This window comes from Tropicimonas sp., assembly GCF_047971885.1.
Taxonomy (GTDB): domain Bacteria; phylum Pseudomonadota; class Alphaproteobacteria; order Rhodobacterales; family Rhodobacteraceae; genus Tropicimonas.
Genome location: NZ_JBKEAE010000010.1, coordinates 1 through 19633, shown reverse-complemented (window position 1 = coordinate 19633; position 19633 = coordinate 1). Strand labels below are relative to the sequence as shown.

The 19633-nt window shown below is 66.1% G+C and carries 20 protein-coding genes, 1 pseudogene and 1 riboswitch; of the genes and pseudogenes, 10 read left to right on the top strand and 11 right to left on the bottom strand.

Annotation, left to right across the window (positions count from 1 at the left end; all coding sequences use genetic code 11):
• Both ACK5IR_RS01085 and ACK5IR_RS01080 read left to right on the top strand, forming a co-directional pair.
• Positions 1-242, top strand: a pseudogene (locus tag ACK5IR_RS01085) (NAD+ synthase); the annotation flags it as partial.
• 141 nt (positions 243-383) lie between these two features.
• A complete protein-coding gene (locus ACK5IR_RS01080; RefSeq protein ID WP_416925040.1) occupies positions 384-1283 on the top strand; it encodes an HD domain-containing protein in 900 nt (299 codons plus the stop codon).
• Positions 1284-1292: 9 nt separating this feature from the next.
• On the opposite strand, the gene arsC is transcribed toward ACK5IR_RS01080, so the two are convergent.
• The 4 genes from arsC to ACK5IR_RS01060 all read right to left on the bottom strand — a co-directional run bounded on the left by arsC (position 1293) and on the right by ACK5IR_RS01060 (position 4308).
• Positions 1293-1721, bottom strand: coding sequence for an arsenate reductase (glutaredoxin) (gene arsC, locus ACK5IR_RS01075; RefSeq protein ID WP_416925038.1), 429 nt, complete (start codon positions 1719-1721; stop codon positions 1293-1295).
• A 12-nt stretch (positions 1722-1733) separates the two neighbouring features.
• Positions 1734-2681, bottom strand: coding sequence for a 1-phosphofructokinase family hexose kinase (locus tag ACK5IR_RS01070; RefSeq protein WP_416925036.1), 948 nt, complete (start codon positions 2679-2681; stop codon positions 1734-1736).
• A gap of 197 nt (positions 2682-2878) precedes the next feature.
• On the bottom strand, positions 2879-3802 hold the full coding sequence (locus tag ACK5IR_RS01065) for an MBL fold metallo-hydrolase (protein WP_416925034.1): 924 nt from the start codon (positions 3800-3802) through the stop codon (positions 2879-2881).
• Positions 3803-3903: 101 nt separating this feature from the next.
• On the bottom strand, positions 3904-4308 hold the full coding sequence (locus tag ACK5IR_RS01060) for a metallopeptidase family protein (protein WP_416925032.1): 405 nt from the start codon (positions 4306-4308) through the stop codon (positions 3904-3906).
• Between the two features lie 80 nt (positions 4309-4388).
• On the opposite strand from ACK5IR_RS01060, the gene gltX reads away from it, so the two are divergent.
• Positions 4389-5711 (top strand): glutamate--tRNA ligase, encoded by a 1323-nt coding sequence (gene gltX / locus ACK5IR_RS01055; RefSeq protein WP_416925030.1) that lies wholly within the window; start codon positions 4389-4391, stop codon positions 5709-5711.
• 22 nt (positions 5712-5733) lie between these two features.
• On the opposite strand, the gene ACK5IR_RS01050 is transcribed toward gltX, so the two are convergent.
• A complete protein-coding gene (locus ACK5IR_RS01050; RefSeq protein WP_416925028.1) occupies positions 5734-6294 on the bottom strand; it encodes a gamma-glutamylcyclotransferase family protein in 561 nt (186 codons plus the stop codon).
• Positions 6295-6365: 71 nt separating this feature from the next.
• Positions 6366-6458: riboswitch (glycine riboswitch) on the top strand.
• A gap of 146 nt (positions 6459-6604) precedes the next feature.
• Here ACK5IR_RS01050 and gcvT point away from each other — a divergent pair.
• The 3 genes from gcvT (at position 6605) to gcvP (ending at position 11068) form a co-directional block, all read left to right on the top strand.
• A complete protein-coding gene (gene gcvT, locus ACK5IR_RS01045; RefSeq protein WP_416925026.1) occupies positions 6605-7729 on the top strand; it encodes a glycine cleavage system aminomethyltransferase GcvT in 1125 nt (374 codons plus the stop codon).
• A 12-nt stretch (positions 7730-7741) separates the two neighbouring features.
• Positions 7742-8101, top strand: coding sequence for a glycine cleavage system protein GcvH (gcvH, locus tag ACK5IR_RS01040; RefSeq protein ID WP_416925024.1), 360 nt, complete (start codon positions 7742-7744; stop codon positions 8099-8101).
• A gap of 129 nt (positions 8102-8230) precedes the next feature.
• A complete protein-coding gene (gene gcvP, locus ACK5IR_RS01035; RefSeq protein ID WP_416925022.1) occupies positions 8231-11068 on the top strand; it encodes an aminomethyl-transferring glycine dehydrogenase in 2838 nt (945 codons plus the stop codon).
• Between the two features lie 46 nt (positions 11069-11114).
• Here gcvP and ACK5IR_RS01030 read toward each other — a convergent pair whose 3' ends face one another.
• The 5 genes from ACK5IR_RS01030 to ACK5IR_RS01010 form a co-directional block, all read right to left on the bottom strand.
• The gene (locus ACK5IR_RS01030) at positions 11115-11501 is read right to left on the bottom strand and encodes a hypothetical protein (protein WP_416925020.1); all 387 of its coding nucleotides are present in this window, start codon (positions 11499-11501) and stop codon (positions 11115-11117) included.
• A gap of 56 nt (positions 11502-11557) precedes the next feature.
• Positions 11558-11977, bottom strand: a complete 420-nt coding sequence (locus ACK5IR_RS01025; RefSeq protein WP_416925018.1) for a globin domain-containing protein — start codon at positions 11975-11977, stop codon at positions 11558-11560.
• Between the two features lie 395 nt (positions 11978-12372).
• Positions 12373-13485 carry a site-specific DNA-methyltransferase gene (locus ACK5IR_RS01020; protein WP_416925016.1) on the bottom strand — a complete coding sequence of 371 codons (1113 nt, stop codon included), beginning with the start codon at positions 13483-13485 and terminating at the stop codon, positions 12373-12375.
• A gap of 90 nt (positions 13486-13575) precedes the next feature.
• Complete coding sequence (locus ACK5IR_RS01015; RefSeq protein ID WP_416925014.1) at positions 13576-14187, bottom strand: ribonuclease HII; 612 nt, start codon at positions 14185-14187, stop codon at positions 13576-13578.
• Between the two features lie 125 nt (positions 14188-14312).
• Entirely contained in the window at positions 14313-14969 is a 657-nt protein-coding gene (locus tag ACK5IR_RS01010; RefSeq protein ID WP_416925012.1) for a hypothetical protein, read from the bottom strand.
• A gap of 181 nt (positions 14970-15150) precedes the next feature.
• On the opposite strand from ACK5IR_RS01010, the gene ACK5IR_RS01005 reads away from it, so the two are divergent.
• Both ACK5IR_RS01005 and ACK5IR_RS01000 read left to right on the top strand, forming a co-directional pair.
• Complete coding sequence (locus tag ACK5IR_RS01005) at positions 15151-15444, top strand: hypothetical protein (protein ID WP_416925010.1); 294 nt, start codon at positions 15151-15153, stop codon at positions 15442-15444.
• Positions 15416-16120, top strand: coding sequence for a winged helix-turn-helix domain-containing protein (locus ACK5IR_RS01000; RefSeq protein WP_416925008.1), 705 nt, complete (start codon positions 15416-15418; stop codon positions 16118-16120). Before ACK5IR_RS01005 ends, ACK5IR_RS01000 begins: the two co-directional genes overlap by 29 nt.
• A gap of 5 nt (positions 16121-16125) precedes the next feature.
• On the opposite strand, the gene ACK5IR_RS00995 is transcribed toward ACK5IR_RS01000, so the two are convergent.
• A complete protein-coding gene (locus ACK5IR_RS00995) occupies positions 16126-16884 on the bottom strand; it encodes a DeoR/GlpR family DNA-binding transcription regulator (protein WP_416925006.1) in 759 nt (252 codons plus the stop codon).
• A 167-nt stretch (positions 16885-17051) separates the two neighbouring features.
• On the opposite strand from ACK5IR_RS00995, the gene glpD reads away from it, so the two are divergent.
• Both glpD and ACK5IR_RS00985 read left to right on the top strand, forming a co-directional pair.
• Positions 17052-18638 (top strand): glycerol-3-phosphate dehydrogenase, encoded by a 1587-nt coding sequence (gene glpD / locus ACK5IR_RS00990; protein ID WP_416925004.1) that lies wholly within the window; start codon positions 17052-17054, stop codon positions 18636-18638.
• A 117-nt stretch (positions 18639-18755) separates the two neighbouring features.
• Positions 18756-19633: FGGY family carbohydrate kinase (locus ACK5IR_RS00985; protein WP_416925002.1), on the top strand; the 878-nt coding region annotated here is incomplete at its 3' end.

Here is a 19633-nt window from a genome sequence, read left to right as displayed (position 1 = left end):
TGCCACCCTATCCGGTTCTGGACGGCATCCTCGAACGGCTGGTCGACGAGGACATGAGCATCGGCGAGATCGTCGCCGAGGGCTTCGACATCGCCGATGTCGAACAGGTGGAGCGGCTGGTTTATCTGAGCGAATACAAGCGGTTTCAGGCCGCACCCGGTGCGCGGCTGACGCGCTGCGCCTTCTGGCTCGACCGCCGCTACCCGATCGTCAACCGCTGGCGCGACCGGCTGGAAAGCTGACCGGACGGCCGCGAACGGTGGCTTTGGCGCCACCCGGCGCAAGAATCGCATCCGGAGACCCTTTTTCGCCGTCGCTCCGCCGTTCTAGGGATTGGCAACCGAGATGCGCCCGCGCCGGGTCAGAAATTCGGGGATGCTTACATGTCCGACGACATCCTTGCCCTGTCCCGGGCCCTCGTCTTCGCCGCCGAGGCGCACCGCAACCAGCGCCGCAAGGGGGCGGCGCAGGAGCCCTATGTCAACCATCTGATCGAGGTGATGGATCTGGTCGGGCAATCGACCGGCGGGCGGGACCGGGACCTGATGATCGCCGGGCTGCTGCACGACACGATCGAGGATGCCGGCGTGTCCGTCGAAACCCTCGCCGGCCTGTTTGGCGCGCGTGTCGCGCGAATCGTGAGCGAAAATACCGATGACATGTCGCTCAGCAAACCCGAGCGCAAGCGCAGCCGTATCGCCGCGATGCCCGGGAAACCGGCCGAGTCCCGTGCGGTGAAGATTGCCGACGTGATCTCGAACCTGCGCTCTCTGGTGGTGTCCGCCCCTGCGGGGTGGGATGTGGAGCGCAAGCTCGGGTACCTCAGATCGTGTCGTGAACTGGTCGAGGCGGGCCGGGGCGCCAACCCCCGGCTGGAGGAACTGTTCGAGCAAACCGCCGCCTCGGCGGAGCGCGCCATCCTGAATGACGCGCCGCTGGTCGTCGACGGCCGCAAGGAGGCCGTGCGCCATCTGGAGGTCGAGATCGGTCAGGATGTGCACCATGTCTACCTGCCCAATACCGGGAGGCGCTGGCTGACCGGGGCCGATATCCAGAAACTGGCGCAGGAGGCGGCGGTGTTCTTTCCCGCCATCACCATCAGCGAGGCGCATGCGCTGATCGACGGCGATCTGCGCAAGGTGCTTCTGGCGCGCATCCGTACCGACGACAGCGATGCGGTGGTGGCCTTTGGCCAGCGCCTGTGCCGTGCCTTCGGGCAGGCCTTTGTCGGGGTCGAGGTCGGCGGCCGCTATATCCGCGTCTATGCCGACGATACCGAGTGAGCGCCGCTTTCAGACGCCGGGAACCGGAAGACCCTGCGCGTCGATCAGCAGCTTGCCGTTCGATCTGGAAAACGGCCCCTCGGGCCATTTGTCGAGAATCTCCAGCACCGTGCCGACGGGCCGGCAGAGCCGCGTGCCACGGTCGGTCCGCACGATGGGCCGCTCGACGATTACCGGATGGGCGACCATCTGGTCGAGGATCCGGTCGTCGGTGACACCCTCCTCCAGCAGGCCCAGTTCCATCGCCGGTCCGCGTTCCCGGCGCATCACGTCGCGCGGCGAAAGGCCGGCCTCGTCGAGCAGCGTCCTGAGTTCGTCGCGGTTCCAGCCCTCGCGCATGTACTGGACGATCTTCGGGGTGTAGCCGGCGGCCTCGATGACCCGCAGCACGTCGCGCGACTTGCTGCAGGCCGGGTTATGATAGATCGTGACTTGCATGGTGCTCTGGGATCAGAGTTCGATCAGCTGGCACTGCGGCAGCAGGCGTTCGACATCCTCGCGGGCACAGAGCCGCGTCGCCTCGGTGGTGACCGCGGCCGAGGCGGCGGCCGCGCCCCAGCGTGCCGCTTCCTGGATGGTCTCGCCACGTGCCAGCGCCAGCGTGAACCCGCCGACATAGCTGTCGCCGGCGCCGACCTTGGAGACGACCTTCACCTTGGCGGCGGTGGCGAGCCACGAGCCTTGCGCGGTGGTCAGCACCGAGCCCTCGGCGCCGCGGGCGAAGATGATGTTCTCGGCCACGCCACGCCCGATCAGCTCGCGCGAAAAGGCCGCCGTGTCGGACGGGGTCGCCAGCTTGCGGCCGGCCAGCCCCTCGGCCTCCTCGTCGTCCGAACGCAGCAGGAAGGGACGCGACCGGTGCTCCTCGACGATCCGCTTCAGGGCGGGCCCGGAGGTGTCGATGATCAGCTTCGCGCCCGCACCGCCGATGGCCCTGGCGAGCGAATCGCTGAAATTGATCGGAACGCCGGGCGGCAGGCTGCCCGAAAAGATGATCAGGCCGTCCTTCGGCGCGTGCCTGATCGTCGTGTCGATGGCGTTCTGGACGTTCTGTGCCTTCCACTCCGGTCCTGGCAGGACGAAACGGTATTGCAGACCGGTCTCCTTGCAGTTCACCACCATGCTGAGGCGCGTCTCTCCCGGGCACGGGATAGGTACCGGGGTGATTCCCTCTTCCTTGAGCAGGTCGAGCAGCCGGTTGCCGTTGTGGCCCGAGGTCGCGACGATGGCAATCGCCTCGCCGCCCATGTGCGTGATGGCCCGCGCAACGTTGATTCCGCCCCCACCCGGGTCGACCTTGGGGTCGGTGCACCGGAGCTTGACGTCCGGTACCACCTTGTCCGTCTCCGTATTCATGTCCAGCGCTGGATTCAGCGTCAGCGTGAGAATGTCGGCCATTTCATCACTCCACCGGTTTCTTGCGATGTTTGCGCACACACTGCGGATCCACAGCGCTTTTGCAACCACAGAAAGCGCGTAAAATCACCGCGCTCTGCAATCCCGGCATTCCGGGATTGCAGACGCGCCCGAAGATGCGATTCCGCGGCGGAACTGCCCCGTCGGACCGGTTTCGGCGGTGCCGGCCCCCGAGCCGGCTACATCAGCTGATAGCTGACGGGAACATAGCGGAACCCGTCGCCGCGCGGTTCGACGAATCCGGCTGCCGGAAACGGCATGTGATAGCCGATCATCGGAACCCTGTCGGCGGCAAGCATGCCGAGCACCCGGCGCCGGGTTTCGGCGGCCATGGTCTTGTCGTTGTCGAAGCGCACTTCCCAGTCGGGATAGCCCAGCGACCAGACGTAGTGGTTGGCGGTGTCGGCGATCAGCATCAGCCGCGCCCCGCCGCTGTCGAGCATGTAGGCCATGTGCCCCGGTGTGTGGCCGAAGGCGGCGACCGAGGTGATGCCGGGCGCGACCGTGGCGCCGTCGCCGACGAAGGTGAACCTGTCGGCCAGCGGGCGCACCTGGGTTTCGAACCCCGCGTTGCCGGTTGTCGCCCAGTGGTCGTATTCGACCTGCCCGGTGATATAGGACGCACTGGCATAGGTGGGCTGGCCATCCCCGGTGGTGAGCCCGCCGATATGGTCGCCGTGCATGTGGGTGATCACCACATGCGTGATGTCCCCGGGCGCGTAGCCGGCTTCGGCCAGCGCGGCGGTCGTGCCGGCGGCGTCGGGGCCGGTATCGAACAGGATCGTGCTGTCCGCCGTTCTCACCACCGTCGGGGTGAAATAGAACTGCGCCCTGTCGGTGGGGATGAAATTCTCCGCGCTGACGGCGGCGAACTCCTCGTCCGGCACGTTCAGCCCGAAGATCGAATGCGGCTCGTCGCGCGGCGCGCTGCCGGCGAGGATCGCCGTCACCTCGATATCGCCAAGCCGGAAGCCGCGCGCCCGGCCCATCGGCAGCGGTTTCGTCGCGCCATCCTGCGCCCGCAGTGGCAGCGGCGCAGCCAGCGACACCGGCATGGCGGCGGCGGCGGCAAGGGCGGCGCGGCGGGTGATCTTGATCGTCATCCGGGATCCTCCTGTCCGGTCGGTTCACGGCCGATGCTATCCGCAAAACGCATGCAGCCGCATCACAATCCGACGAGGCGGATACCGCCCCGATGCGCGGCCTATTCCCACCAGCGGTCGATGCGGGCGATGTCGGCATCGGACCAGCCGAAATGATGGGCGAATTCGTGCACGACGATATGGGCGACAAGCTCGCCCAGCGGCACCTCCTGGCGCTCGCACCATTCGTCGAGTATCGCGCGGCGGAAAAGCCAGATTGTGTCGGGCCGGTCGGGCTGGTCCATGACCGAGCGTTCGGTCAGCGGGATCCCGTCGTACAGCCCGGTCAGTTCGAACGGGTCTTGGGCGCCGACGCTGCCGAGCATGTCGTCGTCGGCCATCTCGGCGATGCGCAGCAGCACCTCGCGCGCCGGGCCGGCGAACGGGGCGGGCAGGGCGGCGCGCGCCGCCTCGGCCAGTGCTTCGATGTCGGCGAGGCCCGGTGCCCCGGCATTTGCCCAGTCCATGGCGGTTTCCTCCGATGTCCCGGCCCGGTATGGACAAGAACGCCGCCCTGTGAAAGAGCGCGCGCCATAGGAGGCCCGAGATGACAGTCACCCGTTTCGCCCCGTCCCCCACGGGATACCTGCACGTCGGCAACCTGCGCACGGCGCTGTTCAACTGGCTGATCGCGCGCAAGGCGGGCGGCACCTTCATCCTGCGGCTCGACGATACCGATCCGGAGCGCTCGAAGCAGGAATATGCGGATGCCATCCAGGAGGATCTGGAATGGCTCGGGCTGGGATGGGACCGGATCGAAAAGCAGAGCGCCCGGCTCGACCGCTATGTGGCGGCGGCGGACGACCTGCGCGCCAGGGGACGGTTTTACGAGTGTTTCGAGACCCCGACCGAACTGGATCTGAAGCGCAAGAAGCAGCTCAACATGGGCAGGCCGCCGGTCTACGACCGCGCGGCGCTGAAGCTGACCGAGGCCGAGAAGGACGCCCTGCGCGCCGAGCGGCCCGGACACTGGCGCTTTCTGCTCGATCAGCAGCGCATCGAATGGCAGGACGGGATTCTGGGCGATATCTCGATCGATGCGGCCAGCGTTTCCGACCCGGTGCTGATCCGTGGCGACGGGCAGGTGCTCTATACGCTCGCCTCGGTGGTGGACGATACCGACATGGGGGTCACCGATGTGGTGCGCGGCTCGGATCATGTGACCAACACCGCGACGCAAATCCAGATCATCGAGGCGTTGGGGGGCGATGTTCCCGCCTTTGCCCATCATTCGCTGCTCACCGGGCCACAGGGCGAGCCGCTGTCGAAACGTCTGGGCACGCTGTCGCTGCGCGATCTGCGTGCGCAGGGGGTGGAACCGATGGCGCTTCTTTCGCTGATGGCGCGGCTTGGCTCGTCCGATCCGGTGGAACTGCGAACCTCGCATCAGGAACTGATCGACGGGTTCGACCTGAGCCATTTCGGTGCCGCGCCGACCAAGTTCGATGTCGAAGACCTGTTGCCGCTGACCGCGCGCTACCTGCACGCGCTGCCCTACTCTGCGGTGGCGGACGAGGTTGCGGCGCTCGGCGTTCCGGATGCTCTGGCCGAGCGGTTCTGGAACATGGTGCGCGAGAACGTCACCACGCGCGGCGACATGGCCGGCTGGTGGGCGATCCTCTGGCAAGGCGCCGACGCGCTTGTCGAACCCGAGGATACCGAGTTCGTTCGCATCGCGCTGGCCATGCTGCCCGATCTGCCCTTCGACGAAACGACATGGGCAGGCTGGAGCGGCGCGGTGAGCGCGGCGACCGGCCGCAAGGGCAAGGCGCTGTTCATGCCGCTGCGCAAGGCACTGACCGGCCGCGCGCGCGGCCCCGAACTGGCCGAATTCATGCCGCTGATGCAGGCAAAGCCGGTGGTACGATAGATCCGGCCGGTTGCCCCGCGGGTCACGGGCGGCGAATCGTTACGCCCAGGGCCGCAAGTCCGGCGTCGACAAACGCGCGTTGCCACGGGCGCAGCGGGCGGTGGCGGGCATAATGTGGTGCCTGACGGTCGTCGACGACCGGCAGGTCCCAGCCGGCAGTTGTGGAGAAGAACCGGCGCGCGCCGGTCTCGCCATAGATATCGAGAAACCCCTGCACGACGACATCGATATAGCTCAGCGCAAGGTGGTGCCGGGGCAGGGGGGCGATCCTGTGCCGTGCAGGCACCGCGTAGAGCCTGACCGTCGTTTCCCGGCCGGTTCCGGTCAGGCATACCTGCACGCGGTGCTGCGTATAGGCTTGCTCGCGCGCGTCGAGCGCGGCCCGCTCTCCTTCCGGCACCGCCGTGACAAGCCCGTCGATGGCGCCATTGGCAGGTTCGGCTGACAGGAAGGCGCGGGTGCGCAGCCCGGTTGGCACCCAGACCCGGCGCCACCCGTCGAGCCGGGCGGGCCGGCAGCCGGAAAAGCCGTGCGTGGCGGCGTTGACAAGCGAGCCGTAGCCGAAAAACAGAGCGTTCGCCATGAGCGGAAATTCCGACGCACCGTCGCGATTGGCAAGACTTGCCGTGCGCGCAGGGCTGATATATCGGTAAGTTACCCCGCGTCGGGAGAACCCGGTCCATTCGACCGGTGCCGAAGGAGCAACCGCCCCGGTAAACTCTCAGGCAAACGGACCGCACGGGGACGAAACTCTGGAGAGAGGGGCGCGGCCCCCGCCGAAGGGATAACGATCTCAGGCAAAAGAACAGAGGGGGCATCAGGAGGGCTGCGGATGCGGCCCGGGTGGTGCCGTGGTTTTCCCGACGGCGGACGCACGAGACGGAGGAAGACCGATGACCGATCAGTTGAAGAAAACCCCGCTTCACGCGCTGCATCTGGAGCTTGGTGCCCGGATGGTGCCGTTCGCCGGCTACGAGATGCCGGTGCAGTACAAGGCTGGCGTGATGAAGGAGCATCTGCACACCCGCGAGGCGGCCGGGCTGTTCGACGTTAGCCACATGGGGCAGGTCCTGCTCGATGCCGACAGCGTTGCGCTCGATCTTGAACGGCTGGTGCCGCAGGCGCTGGCGAATCTGGGCGACCGGCGCCAGCGCTATGCGTTCTTCACTGCCGAGGATGGTGGCATCCTCGACGATCTGATGGTCGCGCGACGGCGCGACGGCCATTTGTTCATGGTTGTCAATGCGTCGCGGCGGGCGTTCGACCTCGACCACATGCGGCGCAACCTGCCGCAGGCGAATGTGATCGAGATCACCGACCGCGCGCTGATCGCCATCCAGGGGCCCAGGGCGGAAACCGCGCTCGACCGGATCGCACCGGTGGCGGATATGGCCTTCATGGATATAGGCGTTTTCCCCAGCGAGTTCGGAAGTCTCTGGGTTTCGCGCTCGGGCTACACCGGCGAGGACGGATTCGAGGTTTCGGTCGAATCGGGCCGGGCCGACGATTTCGCCCGTGCCCTGCTGGCGATGGACGAGGTTGCGCCGGTCGGTCTGGGCGCGCGCGACAGTCTGCGGCTCGAGGCCGGGCTCTGCCTTTATGGCAACGATATCGACACGACGACCGACCCGGTGCAGGCAGGGCTGGCCTGGGCGATCCAGAAGGCGCGGCGCCCCGGCGGCGTACGTGCCGGAAAATACCCCGGCGATACCGTGATCGGGCCGAAGCTTGCCGGCGATGCCGACCCCGAAGACAAGCGCCGCGTCGGGCTGGTTCCCGAAGGCCGCGCGCCGATGCGCGACGGGGTGGAACTGTTCGAGGCCGAAAGCGATTCGCATCCGGTCGGCCGCGTGACCTCGGGCGCCTTTGGCCCCAGTGTCGGGCATCCGATTTCCATGGGCTACCTGCCCCTGCGCCTGTCCGCCGCCGGAACCCGCGTCTGGGGCGAGGTGCGCGGCAAGCGGCTTGCGGCGCGCGTTGCCGGGCTTCCCTTCCGTCCTTCCACCTACAAACGCTGAGGAGAAACGCGCATGAAATATACCGAAGACCACGAGTGGCTGAGCCTCGAGGGGGATATCGTGACCGTCGGCATCACCGACCACGCCCAGGAGCAACTGGGCGATATCGTCTTCGTCGAACTGCCCGAACCGGGAACCCAGATCACAAAGGGAGACGAGGTTGTGGTCATCGAATCGGTCAAGGCCGCGTCGGATATCGCCGCACCGGTCGATGGCGAGATTGTCGCCATCAACGAGACCATCGTCGACAAGCCCGGAACGGTGAACGATGACGCCGAAGGCGACGGGTGGTTCTTCAGGGTAAAGATCGAAAACGCCTCGCAACTCGATGATTACATGGACGAAGACGCCTACAAGGACCTGATCGGCTAGGCGCCGGCAGACCGTCCTGTCAGCTTCCGCCGTATCCCGGCCCGCGGACCAGGGTGCCGCCGGCCGGGTCAGTGCCCGGACTGTTCCGTCCGGCGCTGCGGTTTTTCAATCGCCCACGGGAGGCCCGCCGTGCCATTCACGCCCACCGCCTACGATCCATACGATTTCGCCAACCGCCGTCACATCGGCCCTTCGCCCGAGGAAATGGTGAAGATGCTCGAAGCCGTCGGGGCGGACTCCCTCGACCAGCTTGTCGATCAGACGGTGCCCGGTTCGCTGCGGCAGGAAACGCCACTGGCATGGCCGCCGCTTCCCGAAGGGGAGTTGCTGGTAAGGATGCGTCAGGTGGCGCAGAAGAACCGGGTTCTGCAATCGCTGATCGGGCAGGGGTATTACGGTACGGTCACGCCGCCGGCTATCCAGCGCAACATCCTGGAAAATCCGGCGTGGTACACCGCCTATACGCCCTATCAGCCCGAAATCGCGCAAGGCCGGCTCGAGGCGCTGCTGAACTTCCAGACGATGATTTCCGATCTGACGGGGCTCGAGGTTGCCAATGCCTCGCTGCTCGACGAGGGCACCGCCGCCGCCGAGGCGATGGTGATGGCGCAGCGTGTGGCGAAGTCGAAGGCCACGGCCTTCTTTGTCGACTACAACTGCCACCCCCAGACCATCGCCGTGGTCGAGACCCGTGCCGCGCCGCTTGGCATCAGGGTGATCGTGGCGCCGGCCGACCAGCTTGATGCGGGGGCCGTGTTCGGGGCGCTGTTCCAGTACCCCGGCACCGACGGCAGGCTGCGCGACTTCACCCCCGAGATGGAGGCGCTGCATGCCGCGCAGGCCATCGGTATCGTTGCCGCCGACCCGCTGGGCCTGCTGCTGCTGAAGGAGCCCGGCGCGATGGGCGCCGACATCGCCGTGGGCTCGGCCCAGCGGTTCGGTGTGCCCATGGGCTACGGCGGCCCGCATGCCGCCTATATGGCCTGCCGCGACCAGTTCAAGCGGTCGATGCCGGGGCGGATCGTCGGCGTTTCGGTCGATGCGCGCGGCAACAAGGCCTATCGTTTGTCGCTGCAAACCCGCGAACAGCACATCCGCCGCGAAAAGGCCACGTCCAACGTCTGTACCGCGCAGGCGCTGCTGGCGGTGATGGCTTCGTTCTATGCGGTTTTTCACGGGCCGAAAGGGCTGCGCGCGATTGCCGAGCGGGTGCATGTGATGGCGGTCCGGCTGGCCGGGGGCTTGCGGGATGCCGGTTTCGATGTCTCGCCCGAGCGCATTTTCGACACGGTCACCGTCGAGGTCGGGCCGCTTCAGGGGGCGGTCCTGCGCGCGGCGGTGGCCGAGGGTATCAACCTGCGCCGGTTCGGCGAAACGAGGGTGGGCATTTCGGTCGACGAGACCTGCACGCCCGAGACCATCGAGAAGGTCTGGCGCGCCTTCGGGGTTGCCGAGACTTTCGGCAACCCCGATGGGGTCGCCCTGCCGGAGGATCTGCTGCGCGAGAGCGAGTATCTTACCCATCCGATCTTTCACCTGAACCGGGCCGAGGCCGAGATGATGCGCTACATGCGGCGCCTTGCCGACCGCGATCTGGCGCTCGACCGGGCGATGATCCCGCTTGGGTCGTGCACGATGAAGCTGAACGCGGCGGCCGAGATGATGCCGATCACCTGGCCGGAATTCGGCCAGCTTCATCCCTTTGTTCCGGCGGATCAGGCGCAGGGCTATGCCGAGATGATCGCCGATCTCTCGGCCAAGCTGTGCGAGATCACCGGCTACGACGCCATGTCGATGCAGCCCAATTCCGGCGCGCAGGGCGAATACGCGGGCCTGATGACCATCGCCGCCTATCATCGCGCCCGGGGCGAGGCGCGCGATGTCTGCCTGATTCCGGTATCGGCGCACGGTACCAACCCGGCCTCGGCCAGCATGGCAGGGATGAAGGTGGTCGTGGTGAAATCGGCCCCGAACGGCGATATCGACATCGAGGATTTCACGGCCAGGGCGGAAGCGGCCGGCGACCGGCTGGCCGCCTGCATGATCACCTATCCCAGCACCCACGGCGTGTTCGAGGATACCGTGCGCAAGGTCTGCGCCATCACCCACCGGCACGGCGGGCAGGTCTATCTGGACGGGGCGAACCTCAATGCCATGGTCGGGCTGGTGAAGCCGGGCGATATCGGCTCGGATGTCAGCCACCTCAACCTGCACAAGACCTTCTGCATCCCGCATGGCGGCGGCGGGCCGGGCATGGGCCCGATCGGGGTCAAGGCGCATCTGGCGCCCTATCTGCCCGGGCATCCCGTGACCGGCGGTGCCGAGGGGCCTGTTTCGTCGGCGCCTTACGGTTCGGCCTCCATCCTGCCGATCTCGTGGGCCTATTGCCTGCTGATGGGCGGCGCGGGGATGACCCAGGCGACCAAGGTTGCCATCCTCAGCGCAAACTACATTGCCGCGCGCCTGTCGGGCGCCTTTGAGGTGCTGTTCAAGGGCGCGCAGGGCAGGGTGGCGCATGAGTGCATCCTCGATACCCGGCCCTTTGCCGAGGCGGGGGTGACGGTCGACGATATTGCCAAGCGGCTGATGGATTCCGGTTTCCACGCGCCGACCATGTCGTGGCCGGTGGCCGGAACGCTGATGGTCGAGCCGACCGAATCCGAGACCAGGGCCGAGCTTGACCGCTTCATCGACGCCATGCTGTCGATCCGGGGCGAGATCGCCGATGTCGAGGCGGGTGAGATCGCGATCGAGGAATCGCCGTTGCGCCATGCGCCGCACACGGTCGAGGATCTGGTTGCCGACTGGGACCGCAAGTACCCGCGCGAGCGCGGCTGTTTCCCGCCGGGCAGCTTCCGTGTCGACAAGTACTGGCCACCGGTGGGGCGGGTCGACAACGTTTATGGCGATCGCAATCTGGTCTGCACCTGCCCGCCGGTCGAATCCTGGGCCGACGCGGCCGAGTGACACCCGCGCTGCGGTGCATTCCGTGTACGGCAGTGTCCGGCGGCTCTCAGGGCGAAAGAAAGCGGATGGCGAACAGCGCCGCTCCGGCGGCGTTGGCGACGGTGATGGCCACGCCCGCCCACCGCCATCCGCCGGCCTCCGGGGCCTGCGTCGCGGCGATGAAGACGGCGCAGGCGAGAAAGGCGAAATGGACGAAGACGGCCGTCGCGGTCAGCCCGAGAAACCACGGCCAGACGGCGGCGCCGGCGCCGAGGACGATCAGCGCCACGTATCCGGCGAAGATCGCCGGAGCGAGCACGAGGGCTGTGCCGAAGTTGCCGATCCAGAATGTATCTCCCAGCGACAGCTCGCCCCGGTACAATTGCCCGAACCAGTCGCGCGAAAATATTCCCCGCCGCGCCCGTTCGATTCCGGTCAGTTCCTGCTGGTCCATCGTTCCGCTTCTCCTGCCACCTTGGTCACCCTGCGCCGACGGACGGGTAGGGGCCGTCAGTCGGGAATATCACCCTCCGCGACAAGCCGGGCGCTGAAATCGCGGTAGGCCGCGCGCCACAGAGTTTCCAGTTCGCCATCGAACCCGTCGCCCAGCTTGAACGCCAGCGAGGCGATCAGCGCATCCTCCATCGGCGCGAAATCGCCCCGTTTGATCCCCAGAACCCGGTGCATGCGGCCAAGCTCCTCGTAGTTCACCGGCACCGTGTCCGGGTCCACCATGTTGTCGAGGATTAGCCCCAGCGTGTTCATGAACCGCATGCCCTGACCCTTGAGATCCTCGCGGAAGAGCGAGCGCATGTGCGGGGCGCGAACAAAGAGTTCCTCGTAGAAATGGACCGATGTCGGTTCGAGATTCGGTTCCAGATCATCGAAGCTCTGCTTGATGCGTGCAATTTCCTGCTCCGAAAGTGCCATCTTGCTCTCCTTGACGTTTCGTCCTGTCGGGCGGGAACTTGTCACGGTTTTGTCCGCAGTGGAATTGATACCCCGCAGACTGCGACGTTAACTCCTGTCGCGGCGCCGGGATTTGCCCGAAATCCGGGCAGTTGAACAGCGCCCTGGGGATCGGTTCGCCCGTCCGTCCGTCCGTCCGCCCTGTCGACATTCGGAAACGGTCAATTCCTGTGACCGCCGGTGCAAGTTGCGCAACAATGCCTGCATGCCGGACATGTACGGGCCCGCCGGTCAAAAAAGGACCCCGCCGGTGAAGGCGGGGTCGAGTTGGTGCCGATTGTGTCAGGCCACAGGCACCGGCGGTAGTTCGTGAGTGGAATGGTGTTCGTGAGTGGAAATGATGTCGTTCGCGGGTCTCAGGAGGGACGGGTGCGCATTTCGGCGCGGATTTGCTGGCGCAACACGTCGATGGGCACCGGGCGCCCGTCGCGGCGGAAATGCCAGTAGGTCCAGCCGTTGCACGAGGGGGCGCCTTCGAGCGCAGCGCCGACCTGATGGATCGAGCCGCGTGTGTCCTTGGCGATCAGCGTACCGTCGGCGCGGATCTTGGCGGCCTTGCCCGAGGGAGAGACCAGCATTTCACCCGGGCGCAGCATGCCGCGTTCGACGAGTTGACCGAAGGGGACACGCGGCTCGGCCCGCTTCGAGGTCGAAACCGCGAGCGCGTCGGAATCCAGCCGCCGCACATTGGCGATGCGAGCGCCGGCCACCTTGCGATAGGCCTCCTCGCGTTCGATGCCGATGAAATCGCGCCCGAGCATCTTGGCCACCGCGCCGGTGGTGCCGGTGCCGAAGAACGGGTCAAGCACCACGTCGCCCGGGTTGGTGGTGCCGATCAGGACGCGATGCAGCAGCGATTCGGGCTTCTGGGTCGGGTGGGCCTTGTCGCCGTTGGCATCCTTGAGCCGTTCGCCGCCGTTGCAAATGGGCAACACCCAGTCCGAACGCATCTGCACCCCCTCGTTCAGCGCCTTCAGCGCCTCGTAGTTGAAGGTGTATTTGCCGCCTTCGGACTTGCTGGCCCAGATCATCGTCTCGTGTGCGTTGGTCAGCCGCTTGCCGCGGAAATTCGGCATCGGGTTCGACTTGCGCCAGATCACATCGTTGAGGATCCAGAAGCCGGCATCCTGCATCCGCGCGCCGACGCGGAAGATGTTGTGATAGGAGCCGATCACCCAGATCGCGCCGTCGGGCTTGAGCAGGCGGCGCGCTTGCGTCAGCCAGTCCTCGGTGAAGCGGTCGTAGGCGGCGAAACTGGCGAAACTGTCCCATTCGTCGTCCACTGCATCGACAAGGCTGTTGTCCGGACGGTGCAGCGTGCCCTTGAGTTGCAGGTTGTAGGGCGGATCGGCAAAGATCAGGTCGATCGAGCCATCCGGCAATCCGCGCATCGCTTCGATGCAATCGCCGGCAATGATCTGATTCAGCGGCAGCGGTCTGGCCGCAGCACGGATCGTCGTCTTTGTCATGTCTGCCTCTGTCCCGCGCCCCGTTTTTGTGGGCGTCGTCTTGCCGACAGAATGAGTCAAAGGTGATTCGCGGTCAAATTCTTTTTTAAATCAAGAGGTTGTGGTTTTTTCTTGATACAATATGTTGCGCACCGGAGCAAAGGAACGTCTATGGTGTGGGGTCGCCCCCAGATTTCGGAGCGCCGCCCTGTGTCCGGCCGTGGGATATCCTGCGTTGCGCTCCCAGCCGTAGCCGGGGTGCTGTTGCGCCAAATCCACCATCACCCGGTCACGGGCGACCTTGGCGACGATCGAGGCCGCGGCGATGGACAGGCTGCGCGCGTCGCCCTTGACCAGCGCCTGCGCCGGACAGGGCAGATCGTGCGGCAGCAGCTTTCCGTCGATCAGCGCCAGATCGGGAACCTGCGGCAGCCGCCGCAAGGCCAGCACCATCGCCAGATGGGATGCGCGCAGGATGTTGAGGCGGTCGATCTCGTCCACGCCGACATGGATCACCGCAACCCGCGATGTCCGGTGGATCAGGTCCGCCAGCGTTTCGCGGCGGCCCGGCGACAGCTTCTTGCTGTCGTCGATGCCATCGGGAATGTTCGCCGGGTCGAGCACCACGGCAGCGGCAGTGACCGGGCCGGCGAGCGGCCCGCGCCCGACCTCGTCCACCCCGGCGATCACCCGCGACCCCGCCCTCAGGGCGTCTTCTTCCATGCGGAAATCCGGTTTCATGCCGGCAGGGGACGCCGTGTGGCGGCGGGGTGCAAGCGAAAAGATGGCGAGGGCCGGAGCCCCCGCCACCACCGCCCGATATCCGGACCGGACCAGACGGCCGGTGCCTACCGGATGCGATATCCGAAATCCCTGAGGCAGGCGCGCGACCATGCCGTCCGGTCGTTGACCTCGCCGGGCCGGTCGATGCGGCGCTCGCAACGGTCGGGCAGTGCGCGGGTGTTGACCCCCTTGCCGCGCAGGCAATCACCCCGCAGAACCGTCGATTTGCCCTGACGTGTCTTGTAGGTCTTCACGCAGCTGCCCGGCAGGTCCCGGCGCTGTTCGATCATGCGTTCGGGTGCGTGGTTGCGATTTCGGGATGCGTCGCTCCGGCGGTCCGGCAGCGGGCGAATCACCGCCGGCGGCTGCTTGCGGGCGTTGTCACGCCGCGTCGCCTGTTGCCGGCGCTTGTCCTCGGCGCGTTTCCAGCTTTCGTAGCGTTTTTCTTCCTCGCGCTTCCATTTTTGCCGCTTGTCCTGCTCGCGCTGCCAGGCGATCTCGCGTTCCCGCTCGCGCCGTTCCCCGGCCTTCTTCCTGTCGCGCTTGCGGTCCTTTTCCTGATCGCGCTGATGTTCGCGGATGGCGGCGGCGGTGATCGCCAGCAGGCCGGCGCCGATCACCCATTTCTGAACGTCGGAGCCCTCGGCGCGGGCGGGGGCGGGCGTCAGGCCGGTGAGGGCGATGGAAACGGAAAGAACCGAGGCGGCAAGTGTCTTGAACATGGGGGTCTCCTGTAAATCGCAATGTCGTCGATGCCGGTGTGTCGTGACGCCCGGCGGCGATGGCCGATCCTTCGCCCGGATCCGGAAAATCGCTCAATATCGGCCGGCTGCTATCCGATTGCAGAGCGCCCGGAGCCCTGCGGTTATTGAATGTCCCGGCGTTCCGGCCCAATGTCGCCCCATGATGACACGCGTTCTTTTCCCCGCGCTGGCAGTGATGCTGGCGCTTGCTGCGGCCCCGGCGTCGGCGGCCTGCTATGCCGATTACAAGGCGAAGCGGGACGATCCGCTGCGTCTTCATTACGGAACGATCAGGCTCAGGGAATCGCCCTGCACCCGCGAGGCCGCCGCGTCGCAGATCGCCACCCGCATTGCCAAGGACGGCTGGACGCTGCTGAACGTGCTGGGCGTCTTCGACGAGCAGGGGCTGGACGAAAGGAAGAAGAGTGCCGGACAGTACCACCTCCGTTATTGAGGCGCGCAGGGCGGGCAGCCGCACGCTCTATATCGGCATTGCGGCCATCGCCCTGATCCTCGCCATCGCGGCCGGCGGGCTGTTCTGGTCGCTTCCTGACGCGGATGCGTTCAACACCCGTGTCGAGCGGATTTTCGTCGAAAACGACAATCTGACTTCGGATGCCGAGATCAAGCTGCTGGAAATCCTTGCCGCCAGCGGCACCTCGTTCGCCGAAGTGCTGCAAAGCTACCGGCAGATCATCTTCGTCCTGCTGGTCTTTGCCGTGGCCATGCTGGCGACCGCGCTGGCGCTGCTGGGGATCATCGCGGCGCTCAATCGCCGCATGGAGGAAGTTGAGCGGCAGGGCATTCAGGTCAACGAACTGATCATCAGCCGCGAGGAGCGGCTGGTCCTGATCAACAACATGGAATTCAAGCTGACCGAGGCGGCGATCGAAACACTGTCGGTTCTGGCCGAAGCGCGCATGGACGAAGAGATCCTGTCGGGCGCCCAACTCGAGGCGACGATCCAGGGGCGCCGGCCCGAGGATTGCGAGGAAGCCGCGGGTGCGACGCGGATCAAGCGGCTGCGCGATTCGCTGGGCAATCAGATCGTCAGCGAACTGCTGGTGCGCAATATCGCCCGCAAGGGGTACGTGCTGACCATCCCGCGCGATGCGATCCGCATGGTCTGAGCCTCTCAGGCGATCACCACCCCGGTGCCCCAGTCGCGGCAACGTGTGTCCAGCGGCGGTGGCGGCGGCCGGTCGGTGAAGAAGTGGTCGATTTCCGAAAGCGATGCGATCCGCACCGGCGCGCTGCGCTCGAACTTCGAGGCATCGGCGACCAGGCAGGCGGTGCGCGCCTGCCGCAGGATGGTCTGCGAGACGCTGACCTCCTGCAGGTCGTAATCGAGCAGATCGCCGTCGCGGTCGAGCGCCGAACAGCCGATCACCGCGTAATCGACCTTGAACTGTTCGATCAGTGCCGAGGTCAGCGCGCCGGTCAGCCCGCCGTCGGACCGCCTGAGCAATCCGCCCGCCAGCAGGATTTCGGCCTCGGGGTTGGCGACGAGGATATTGGCGATGTTGAGGTTGTTGGTGATCACCAGCAGCTTGCGGTGCCGCAGCAGCGCCCGCGCCACCGCTTCGGTACTGGTCCCGATGTTGAGAAACAGCGAACAGCCGTTCGGGATCGCCTCGGCGCAGCGGCGGGCGATGGCGTCCTTGGCGCCGGCGTTGAGCGCGCGACGCTCCGCATAACCGATGTTGCTGACCCGCGCCGGCGGCATGGCGCCGCCGTGCACCCGTTCCAGCGCCCCCGCCTCGGCCAGTTCGGTCAGGTCGCGACGGATCGTCTGCAAGGTCACGCCGAAATGCCGCGCCAGCCCCTCGACCGTGACCTTGCCCCGTTGCCGGGCCAGTTCGATGATGTCTGTTTGCCTGAAGCTGAATGCCATGACGCGATAATGTTCGGTTTTGCCATTTGGGGAAAGATCAAACCTTATTTTTCGGCGACGACGGCAAATAGAGCGACAAAAAGACCATAATCGAACAAAAACGAACATTATCGATTGACCGGCGCGGCATCCTGATGTTTGTGGGAAGCGCATTTCCGGAGCCCGCCATGACCGAATCCGCTGCCCGCCGAGACGCCTTCGACATCTTCATCATCGGGGGGGGCATCAACGGATGCGGCATTGCGCGCGACGCCGCAGGGCGTGGTCTTGCGGTCGGGCTGGCGGAGATGGGCGATCTTGCCTCGGCCACCTCCTCGGCGTCGACCAAGCTGTTCCACGGCGGGCTGCGGTATCTCGAGTATTTCGAGATCCGCCTGGTGCGCGAGGCGCTGATCGAACGCGAGGTCCTGCTGCGCAACATGCCGCACATCAGCCGGCCGATGCGCTTCGTGCTGCCCTATCGCCCCGACATGCGCTTCGACACCCAGACGCCGGCCTCGAAGCTGCTGAGCCTGACGATGCCGTGGACCCGCGGGCGGCGCCCGGCATGGATGATCCGGGCCGGGCTGTTCATGTACGATCACCTTGGCGGGCGCGATTTCCTGCCCGGAACCACCGCGATCGACCTGGCCGGGGATCCGGTTGGCGCGCCGCTCGATCCGGTCTACCGCAAGGCGTACGAATATTCCGACTGCTGGGTCGACGATGCCCGGCTGACGGTGCTGAACGCGCGCGACGCGGCGGCGCGGGGCGCCCGCATCCTGCCCCGGACCAGGGTGGTGCACACCGAGCGCCTGCCGGACAGGTGGATCGTGACGCTGCGCGACCGCGACACCGGCAGCGAAAGCACCGTCGAGGCGGCCATGCTGGTCAATGCCGCCGGGCCGTGGGTCAAGCAGGTGCTGGAGGAGGTTCTGCATGTCGGAACGCGGGAGAACGTGCATCTCGTCCGGGGCAGCCACATCGTCACGCGCCGGCTCTTCGATCACGACAAGTGCTATTTCTTCCAGGGAACCGACGGGCGGATCATCTTCGCCATCCCCTACGAGACCGATTTCACCCTGATCGGCACCACCGACAAGGAACACCACGATCCCGACAGCAAGCCGCGCTGCACCGAGGAGGAAAAGCGCTACCTGATCGACCTTGCTTCCGGCTATTTCCGCAATCCGATCTCGGAGGACGATGTGGTCTGGAGCTATTCGGGTGTCCGGCCGCTCTATGAGGACGGCGCGAAATCGGCGACGGCGGCGACGCGCGACTATGTGCTGAAGATCGACGACAGGGGCGCGCCGCTGCTCAACATATTCGGCGGCAAGATCACGACATATCGCCGGCTCGCCGAAGCCGCGCTCGATCGGATCGCCGCTCATGTGCCGGGCGGAACCGGCACATGGACCGCCCGGGCACCATTGCCGGGCGGCGATTTTCCGGTCGACGGTGTGGATGCGCTGATCGCCCGGGTCCGGCATGCCTATCCGTTCCTCGATGCCGCATGGGCCGAGCGGCTCGTCCGTGCCTACGGGACCGAAGTGCCCGAAGTGCTGGGCGCGGCATCCTCGGCTGACGATCTGGGCCGTGGGTTCGGGCACAGCCTGAGCGAACGCGAGGTTGTGTGGCTGATGGATCGCGAATTCGCCGCCACCGCCGAGGACGTGCTGTGGCGGCGCTCGAAGCTGGGCCTGCGGCTGAGTGCCGCCGAGGTGGAGGCACTGGAGGATTGGATGCACGCACGCAGGACCATCGCGGCCTGAGCGCGCACCGCCGGATTCGCCTTTCCGGTTCGGGCCATGGCATGCAAATCTGGGCGGAAGCGAAAAGGGGCCGCGGCCGGCGGGTGCGGCGCCCCGCGCAGGAAAGAGAGAGAACCCATGACCCATATTCTCGCCATCGATCAGGGCACGACATCGAGCCGGGCCATCCTGTTCGACAGTGACATGCGCATCGCCGCCATCGCGCAGGAGGAGTTCCCGCAGCATTTTCCGGCTTCCGGCTGGGTCGAGCACGATCCGGCCGATATCTGGGGCAGCGTGGTCAGAACCTGCCGGGACGTGATCTCGGAACACGGCATTCCCGCCTCGCAGGTTCTCGCCATCGGGATCACCAACCAGCGCGAGACGACGCTGGTCTGGGACAGGACGACGGGTGAGCCCATCCACAACGCCATCGTCTGGCAGGACCGCCGCACCGCACCGATCTGCGACGCGCTGCGCGAAGCCGGCCACGAGGCGATGTTCACCGAAAAGACCGGTCTGCTGCTCGACCCCTATTTCTCGGGTACCAAGCTGAAATGGCTGCTCGACAACGTTGAGGGCGCCCGTGCCCGCGCCGGGGCGGGCGAATTGCTGTTCGGCACCGTCGACAGTTTCCTGATCTGGAAGCTGACCGGCGGCAGGGTTCACGCGACCGACGCGACGAATGCCGCACGCACGCTGCTCTACGATATCCACAAGGGCGGCTGGAGCCGTTCGATCTGCGAATTGCTGGGGATTCCGCTGCGGATGCTGCCCGATGTGCGCGATTGCGCCTCGGATTTCGGCGAAGCCGACCGGTCGCTTCTGGGCGAGCCGATCCCGATTCTCGGCGTGGCCGGCGACCAGCAGGCCGCGACCATCGGACAGGCCTGTTTCGAACCGGGGATGATGAAATCGACCTATGGTACCGGGTGCTTTGCCCTGCTCAACACCGGTGCCACCCCCGTCGTCTCGCAAAGCCGGCTTCTGACCACCATCGCCTATCAGTTCGGCGG